General features: G+C 61.9%; 1 protein-coding gene. It reads left to right on the top strand.

The window, feature by feature from the left end; translation table 11 throughout:
- A partial coding sequence (locus EN862_RS35280) for an ATP-binding cassette domain-containing protein (RefSeq protein WP_135913314.1) occupies positions 1-339 on the top strand: 339 nt, incomplete at both ends.

Genomic DNA, 339 nt, shown 5'->3' with positions numbered 1-339 from the left:
GGACAACATTGCCTTCGGCCTGCGGCGGGACGGTTGGGCCAAAGACCGGCTCTCGGCAAGGGTGGAAGAGATGCTGCGGCTGGCGCGGCTGGAGAAATTCGCGCGACGCAAGCCCGATCAGATCTCTGGCGGGCAGAAGCAGCGGGTGGCTCTCGCCCGCGCCTTGGCCCGCGCGCCGAAATTACTGTTGCTGGATGAACCGTTGGCCGCGCTGGACAAAAAACTGCGTCATGAGACGCAGTTCGAGCTGATGGATATTCAGGAGAAAACCGGCACGACCTTTGTCATCGTCACCCACGATCAGGAAGAGGCAATGACCGTGGCCAGCCGGATTGCGGA

This window comes from Mesorhizobium sp. M2E.F.Ca.ET.219.01.1.1 (assembly GCF_004016445.2).
Taxonomy (GTDB): Bacteria; Pseudomonadota; Alphaproteobacteria; order Rhizobiales; family Rhizobiaceae; genus Mesorhizobium.
Note: the sequence above shows the minus strand (reverse complement) of the source record. Positions and strands in the feature narration are given on the sequence as shown.